Origin of the sequence: Mycobacterium sp. (assembly GCF_025965855.1) — a bacterium.
Lineage (GTDB): Bacteria > Actinomycetota > Actinomycetes > Mycobacteriales > Mycobacteriaceae > Mycobacterium.
This window is the reverse complement of record NZ_JAOPWB010000019.1, coordinates 1-7,945: the sequence shown is the minus strand read 5'-3', so window position 1 is coordinate 7,945 and position 7,945 is coordinate 1. Positions and strand designations below refer to the sequence as shown.

Here is a 7,945-nt window from a genome sequence, read left to right as displayed (position 1 = left end):
GAGAAGTGGAACCACGCCGCGACGAGCAGCGCGAGGACCGCGAATCCCAGCAGGATCGTGGTGAAGCCGAAGTGCCACTCCGGGAACGCATTCGACCAGGGCACACCGAAATTCGACACATACCAGTAGCCGTTGACGCTGGCGAACGACAGCGCCATGACGAACAGCACCGCGGCGGCGAACACCGCCCGGTTGCGGCGCGAGCGCATCGCAACGGCCGTCACCGCGACGGCGGCCAGCGCACCGAGCGAGCCGGCGAGACCGGCGAAGACGCCGAAGTGGTGCGTCCACTTCGTCGGGGTCCACATCATCGCCAGGAACGAGATGATGGTGATGCCGATGATCCGCCGGCTCGGGCCGGTGGCGGTGCCGGGAATTCTGCCCTTGCGCAGCGACATCGCCACCGAAACCGCCAGTGCGAGAACCAGTGTCAGCACGGCGAACCGGCGGGCGACCGAACCGTCCGGGCTGGAGAGGAACAGCCGCTCGTAGCGGGTGTGTTCGTCGAACCAGCTCAGGCTCGGGCCGACGGCGGCCTTGAACGTGCTGGCCTGGATCTCCCCGACCAGGGTCTGATCGCGGAAGATCAGGATCACCGTGACGGTGCACGCGGCGAGGATCGGCGCCAGCAGCGCAAGGTAACCGAATCGGGAAGTGTGCCGCGCCACAATGGTTTTCAGTGGACCGATGGCGACCAGCAGCGCGCCGACGGACGCGATGCCGGTGGGGCCCGAGAACAGCGTGAGCGCCCCGATGATGCAGGCGAGCGCGGCGGGCAGCAGCCTGCTGGTGGCCACCGCGCGCTCCACCGAACACCAGGTCAGCAGGATGCCCAGCGCGATAATGGGTTCGGGCCGCAGCCCGTTGTTCAGCGGCAGCCAGAACGCCAGGAACATGCCTGCGGCGGTCCACGCCGCGGCCTGGCTGGTCTTGACCGCGTGGCCCAGCCGCGGGATCACCTCGCGGCTGATGACCCACCAGCAGGCCAGCGCCATCAGCAGGGTCGGCAGCCGCACCCAGGCACTGTTGGTGCTGACATGCGCCCACAGCGCCAGCAGGTCGTAGTACCAGCCGAACGGCGCCTCAGGCGTGCCGAACCAGCGGTAGTAGTTCGCCATGTAGCCCGAGTGCTCGGACACCCGGGCCATGGTCAGGATGTAGCCGTCGTCGGAGGTGTTGGCGCCGACGAAATGCCACCACACCAGCACCGCGATGACGAGGGCGTCCAGGCCGCCGACCGACCACCAACGGGCGGGCAGGAAGCGTCGGTGCCGGGTGCCGTCGGCGGTGTCCAGGACGTACAGCGCCACCAGCGCGGCGGCGGTCAGCACCACCCCGAGGATCATCGCCGCCATCTTCAGCTGGGTGGGGCTGCTGCTGTAGCGGGTGTCGACGGTTGCCGAAAAGCTCAGCCCCGGCGGCGCCGGCCCGGTGAGATCGGTGAACACGCCGACGATCTGGGGCCGGAAGTCGTAGCCGCTTTTCTCTCCGCGCAGCGGCGCGCCGGGATGTTCGGCGTTGGGTCCCTGCGTCAGGCCGACGAATTCGGCGGTGACCCGGTCGGCGTGCGCGGTGAAGGCCAACCGCTGGCAGGCGGGGCTGAGCACCTGGCTCAGGGGGGCGGTGACCACCGCGACGTTGCGCACCACCAGCACCAGATAGTCGTTGGCGCGCTGAATGAGCAGTCCGCGGTCGACGGCCTTGGGGGCCTGTTTGGGCACCGTCGACAACAGCACCGTCTTGCCGGCGTTCTGCGGTCCGGCCAGACCGGCGGCGGCCTGGCATGGCACGCTGACGTTCAAATCCGTTGCCACGTAACCGATCAGCGGTGCGTCGACGCTGTTGAACGTGCCGTTCTGCGGCCAGTTGAGTTGGGCGGTCGTCTGGTTGACCGGCAGCACCGGGGTGGCGATCGCCAGCAGGGCGCCGAGCAGACCGGCGACGGTAGCAACCAGCCGGGCGATCCGGTGGTTACCTCCCGCGTCATCCACGGGGGTAGATGGTAGTTCTTCGGCCAAGTCAGCCGGGGTTTTGGTGGCCATCTGCCGCTACACCACCGGCTTGCGGACGGCCAGCACGAAGGGGCCGACGCTGTCGACGACGAAACGGGGATCGGCGAACAGGGCCGCCGGCAACTCGACGGTGTACCGACGAACGTTGGGCTGGTTCGGGTACACGTCCTGGGCCAACCGCAGCGTGTAGGTGTTGTTCGCGCCGCGGCGCATGAGAAACACCGTCGGCGCGGGCCACGGCGACGTGTCCAGCGCGTGGATGAGCTCGTCGGGGGTCTTGAGTTTGGACCACTTCTCGATCTGCGCGGCCCGCAAGTCGAACTGCGCCAACGGGTTGGCGTAATGCGACGTCAGTCCCTGGAATCCCCAGTAGGGGTAGTAGGACAAGAAGCTGTAGTCGGCGGTCATCACCACGATCTGGTCGCGCGGTTTGCCGGTGACCTTGAGGATGGCGGCGTCGATCACGGGGTAGAACTTCTCGGAGCTCGGCGGCCGGCGATCGCCGCGCTGGCCGTGGCCATCGGTGTCCGTGTAGGCGATGGTCAGGTCCGGCCGCAGCACGTCGGGGATGTCCTGGCTGAACGCGATCGCGGCGGCCAGGCCGATGGCGCCGGCCACGGGGGCTATGGCGCGGCTCCGTGGGGCAAGGGCCACGACGGCCTCGACGAAGCCGAATGCCCCGGCGGCGACCAGCAGCACGGTCAACGTGGGCTGCAGCCGGAACGACAACAGCGTGGTGCGCGCCAGCGTGGTCAGCATCGACAGCAGCGACCACAGATAGACGGCCAGCACGCCGACGGCCAGGGCGCCCGCCCGCACCGACGATCGTGCGCGCACCACGAGCCACAGGGTGCCCAGCATGCAGATCGCGCCGAGCAGCGAGAACTGCAGCATCGGGAAGGTCAGTTCGGCGCCATCGGCCGGCAGGTAGTGGAAGGCGCTGCCGCTGTTGCTGACCGGGCTGGTCGCCACACGCAACGCGAACGGCAGCCAGGTCACGCTCGCGATGGCCGCCGCGATAACGGCGACGACGGCCAGCCGGCGCAGCGGGTCGAGCGCAGCCCTGAACCCTTGCTGCCGCCAGCGTGCGGCGGTCAGCAACAGCGCCATCAGTAACACGGTGAACGCGCTGAACACGAACAGCAGCGTGTACCAGGTGGCCGCCCAGCCGAGGAATAGCCCGGCAGCGACCACCGCCGCCCAACCGCCCCCGCGGTCGCCGGCGCGCAGGCCCGACCACGTCAGCACCAACACCGGCGGCAACAGCACCGTGATCATCGCGGCGTAGGGTTCCGGCGAGCCGTAGGCCAGCGTCACCGCGGCGGTCGCGGTGGTGACGATCAGCGCGTACTCGAAGCGGATCATCCGCCACCACAGCACCAGCGCGACGGCGACCGCGATGGTGATCGAGGTGATGGCCCAGGGCTTGTAGATCTCCCAGGCCGGTGTCCCGGTCAGCGCCGCGACGCGACCGCCGATCCAGAACCAGCCCGGCGGGTAGAACGTCGGCAGCCCGAGGTAGGTCATGTCGTGCAGGGCCGGGCTGTCGGCGAGCCGGGTCAGATACTCGGTGCGGAACTGCTGGTCCACCGAGATGCCGAACAGATACAGCTTGGTGGCACCCAGCGGCATGCCGAGTGTCACGACGGTGAAGGCGGAAACGAAGACCAGCCCGCCCAGCTGGACGAGGATCCGATGACGTCCCCGGCGCCATAGCCGGCCGACGGCGACCAGTCCGGCCAGGCAGCCCACCTGCCCGACGGTGGTCAGCGCGTGCAGCTGGTTGGACGACGGAAAGGCCGGCCATTGCACTCCGGAGATCGCGATCAGCGACGGCACCGCCACGGCCACGGCGACCATCACCGCGGCGAACATCTGGCCGAGGCTGGCCAGGGCGTTACGCATGATCAGATTGGCAGTTTGCGGAAGATGCTCCGCGGGATGTGTCGCAACACAATCATCACGTACCTGAATGCTGCTGGCGCCCAAACCAATTCCTTACCTTTTGCGGCGGAGGTCACCGCGAGGTTGGCGACATACTCCTTGTCGACGGTGAGCGGCGCTTCCTTGACATGCGCGCTCAGCCGGGTGCGCACCTGGCCGGGTCGGATCACCAGCACGCGAACCCCGTACTCGCGCAACGCCTCTGTCAGTCCGAGGTAGAAACCGTCCAGGCCGGCCTTGGTGGAGCCGTAGACGAAGTTGGACCGCCGCACCCGCTCTCCGGCCACCGTACTCATCGCGATGATCTGGCCGAAGCCCTGCGCGCGCATCTTCTCGCCCAACAGTACACCCACGGAGACCGCTGCGGTGTAGTTGATTTCGGCAGCGAGCACGGCCTTGCGCTGGTTTTGCCACAGCTCCTCGGCGTCCCCGAGCACGCCGAACGCCACGATGGCCACGTCGACATCGCCGTCGGCGAAGGCCTCGTCGATCATCTTCGGGTGGCCGTCGGGGGCGGTGGCTTCGAAGTCGATCAGCTCGACCGACCGCGCACCGGCCGCCTTCATCTGGGCCACGGCGTCGTCACGGCCGGGGTCATTGGGCATGGCGGCCAATAGGATTCGCGCGTGCGCGTTCTGCAGGTAGCGCTCGCAGATGGCCAGCCCGATCTCGGAGGTTCCTCCGAGCAGCAGGATGGTCTGCGGATTACCCACGGCGTCGAGCACCATTACAGCAACTCCAAGCGTCGGGCCATGTCCGAGGCGAACACCCGCAGGGGATCGACCTTGCGGCGCAGGGCGATCCACTCGTCGATGCGCGGATACATGGCGTGGAAGGTTTCGGCGGTGGTGCGGGAGTCTTTGCCGGTGTAGAGGCGGCCGCCGAACTCCAGCACCCTGCGGTCCAGCTCGTTGAGCAGTTCGTTGAGGCCCGGCTTGATCTGGAAGTCGACGCAGACGTTCCAGCCGGGAATCGGAAAGCTCAGTGGCGCTTGGTTACCTGGTCCAAACAGTTTGAACACATTGAGGAACGAGTAGTGGCCTGAGTTCTGGATGTCTTGGAGTATCCCTTTGAATTCCTCGACCGCATTCGTCGGCACTACGAACTGGTACTGACCGAAGCCTGCGGACCCGTAGGCGCGGTTCCACTCACCGACCATGTCGAGTGGATGGTAGAACTGCGTCAGGTTCTGAACCTTTCTTCGGTAGGTGCCGCCCGTGCGGTACCACAGCTGGGTCGCCGCGCCGAAGACCAGCTTGTTACCGAGGCCGCTCGGAAAGATATCGGGTGTCGTGAAGTACTGCGGCGCATCGAATTTCAGCGGGTTCTTGCGCAGCTTCTTCGGGAGCTGGTCCAGGGTGGCCAGCGATCCCCTCGATATCACTGCCCGCCCCAACTTGGGCGGTGCGCTGATGGCGTCGAACCAAGCGCTGGAGTAGGTGTAGTTGGCCTCGCTGCCGTCGCTGTGAAACGCGATGGTTTCGTCGAGGCTTCGGGTGACGTCGCCGTCGGCGATGAAATACGCCGTCTCGGTGGGGGTCATCTCAATGATGGCCCGCAGCATGATGCCGGTCAGGCCGTTTCCGCCTACGGTGGCCCAGAAGAGCTCGGCGTCCTCGCCATGGGGCGTGATGGTTCGGATCTGGCCGTCGGCGGTCAGCAGGTCGATGCTTCGCACATGGTTGCCAAAGCTGCCCGCACTGTGGTGGTTCTTTCCGTGGATGTCGGAGGCGATTGCCCCACCGATCGTGACCTGCCGGGTTCCGGGCAGCACCGGGACCCACAACCCGAACGGCAGCGCTGCTTTCATCAGTTGATCCAGGTTGACCCCGGCTTCGACGTCGACCAGTCGGGTGTCGGCGTTGATCGAATGGATGCGGTTCAGCACGGTCATGTCGATGACCAGCCCGCCGCCGTTCTGGGCGTTATCGCCGTAGGAACGGCCCAACCCACGGGCGATCACCCCGCGGTCGCCCGCGTCGGCCACAGCCTTTGCGATCTCTTCGGGATCTCGGGTGGAAAGCACCGTCGCTACGGAGGCAGCGGTGCGGCCCCAGCCCGCGAGCCGTTTGGTCGTCGACATCGTCAAAGAGGGTACCGCCTGGGCCGCACGGCTCAGCGGATGCGGAAGATTACCGCTCGCTGAACGACGAAGTTGATCACCGTCGCGGTGCCCTGCGCGATCACGAACGCGACGGGGATCGCCCACCCGCGATAGTGCAAAAGCGCCAGGCACAGGTGGTTGAGGCCGACCTGGACGGTGAAGGTGATGGCGTAGAGAACCATGACCGCGACGAAGCGCGCGGTGCTCGGCGTCGCCTGAAACGTCCATCGCCGGTTGATCAGGTAGGCGGTGATGGTGCCCACCACGAAACTCGTCGCCTTGGACAGGTCGACTTGTACGCCCACCACCTTGTAGAGGATCAGGTAGAGGCCGAAGTCGACGATTCCGGCCAGACCGCCGGTGACGACGAAACGCCACACCTGCGTCGTCAGACTCAGGCGTGGCGGCGCGGCGGGAGACATGGTGGGTTAGCGGGGCAGCTTCACCGCGATGAGCTCGACCTGGTTTTCCCCTTGCGGCGTCGTGTAAGTCACCGTGTCGCCCGCTTTGTGCCCGGCGAGGGCCTGCCCCAACGGGCTGCGGGCGGTCAATGTCTCGGCCTCGCGGCCGACGGGGGTCTCTTCGACGATGGAAATGACGTGCATCGTGACGACTTCCCCGTCAGGGAACCGCAGCGTGACCTCGGTGCCGCCGGGCAGCGTTTCCGAGTCCTCCGAGGGTGACGGCCCGCTGCGCATGCGCCGGTCCAGTTCGTTGATCCGGTCGCCGAGGACGACGAGCTCGTCCGCGCGCTGGATCGCTTCGGCCGCGTCTCCGTGATCACCGATCATGCCGCGGTCGTTCTTGACCTCGACCTCGAGACGATCACGCCGCTGCTTTAGCCGGTCCAGCTCCGCGGCGAGATTCGCCCGCGCCGCATCCACCGGTGATTGGGCTTTTTTGCTCACGTCCGTCGACCTAATTCCTGTCTGCCGTCACTGCTGACCTGTAGCGCTACAGTGTTGCACCACCACCAGGCAGCCGCCACCCTATGCGGCACGCAGCCTTGGTTGTTGTACACATACCCAGTAGGGCGACGAATTTATCCCCGTTTGCTACCGGCGTTACCGTCCACGGCCCGACTCCGAATTGGGGACGAGCGGCGCTTGAATATCTCGGCTCTCTTCGTCGTCGTAATTCACGTCACCGCGCAACGCGTCGAAGATGGCCTTGCCCTGGGATACCAGCCCGGTGGCCATTTCGCTGAGTCCTTCGGCGCCGTTGAGGACGGTCAGGTTCGCGTTGGACAGGCCAAGCGCGGCCTTTTCGACGATTTGCGGTAGCTGGTCGATGAGCATTCTGTCCAGCGCGACCCGGTTGTGCGACGCCGCCGCCTCGGCCTGGATTTTCATCTTCTCGGCGTCGGCCACCGCCATGATCCGCACGCGCTCGGCTTCCGCCTCGGCGGGCTTGACCACCTCGGCGACCAGCTCCTGCTGTCGCAGTTCGGCGGCGCGCTCGGCCAGCTCGGTCCGCATCTGAAGCACCTCGCGCTGGGCCTGGGCCTCGGCCAACGGGCCGGACTGGGCGGCCTGCGCCTGAGCCTTGTCGACCTCCGCCTTGTATTGCGCCTTCACGATGGCCGTCTGCCGCGCGAACTCGGCCTGCTTGCGCTGCGACTCCTGCTCGGCCTCCGCGGCGAGTTGGTTCGCCTGCGCCTGGGCGATCTGCGCTTGCTGTTGGATGGCCGCGTTGTGCGGAGCCGACATGGCGTTGATGTAGCCGAGCCCGTCGTCGTCGATGGACTGGATCTGGAGAGCGTCGACGGTGAGGCCGATCCGCGCCATCTCCTCCTTGGATCCGTCGAGGATCTCGGTCGCCAGCTTCTGCCGTTCCCGGATGATCTGCTCGACCGTCATCGAGCCGATGATCGACCGCAGGTGAC

Annotated in this window: 7 protein-coding genes; all 7 read right to left on the bottom strand. The window is 66.7% G+C overall.

The annotated features are described in order from the left end of the window. The coding region (locus tag JWP83_RS01845) for an arabinosyltransferase domain-containing protein (protein ID WP_297725212.1) at positions 1–2,042 on the bottom strand (2,042 nt) is incomplete at its 3' end. 6 nt (positions 2,043–2,048) lie between these two features. Further along, the gene (locus JWP83_RS01840; RefSeq protein WP_297725210.1) at positions 2,049–3,917 is read right to left on the bottom strand and encodes a galactan 5-O-arabinofuranosyltransferase; all 1,869 of its coding nucleotides are present in this window, start codon (positions 3,915–3,917) and stop codon (positions 2,049–2,051) included. Positions 3,918–3,919: 2 nt separating this feature from the next. Continuing rightward, positions 3,920–4,684 carry a decaprenylphospho-beta-D-erythro-pentofuranosid-2-ulose 2-reductase gene (locus tag JWP83_RS01835; protein ID WP_297725208.1) on the bottom strand — a complete coding sequence of 255 codons (765 nt, stop codon included), beginning with the start codon at positions 4,682–4,684 and terminating at the stop codon, positions 3,920–3,922. Beyond that, the gene (locus tag JWP83_RS01830; RefSeq protein ID WP_297725206.1) at positions 4,684–6,039 is read right to left on the bottom strand and encodes an FAD-binding oxidoreductase; all 1,356 of its coding nucleotides are present in this window, start codon (positions 6,037–6,039) and stop codon (positions 4,684–4,686) included. Before JWP83_RS01830 ends, JWP83_RS01835 begins: the two co-directional genes overlap by 1 nt. A gap of 32 nt (positions 6,040–6,071) precedes the next feature. Next, complete coding sequence (locus JWP83_RS01825; protein ID WP_297725203.1) at positions 6,072–6,482, bottom strand: GtrA family protein; 411 nt, start codon at positions 6,480–6,482, stop codon at positions 6,072–6,074. A 6-nt stretch (positions 6,483–6,488) separates the two neighbouring features. Further along, positions 6,489–6,968, bottom strand: coding sequence for a GreA/GreB family elongation factor (locus JWP83_RS01820; protein ID WP_297725201.1), 480 nt, complete (start codon positions 6,966–6,968; stop codon positions 6,489–6,491). Between the two features lie 156 nt (positions 6,969–7,124). Further along, a partial coding sequence (locus JWP83_RS01815) for a flotillin family protein (RefSeq protein WP_297725199.1) occupies positions 7,125–7,945 on the bottom strand: 821 nt, incomplete at its 5' end.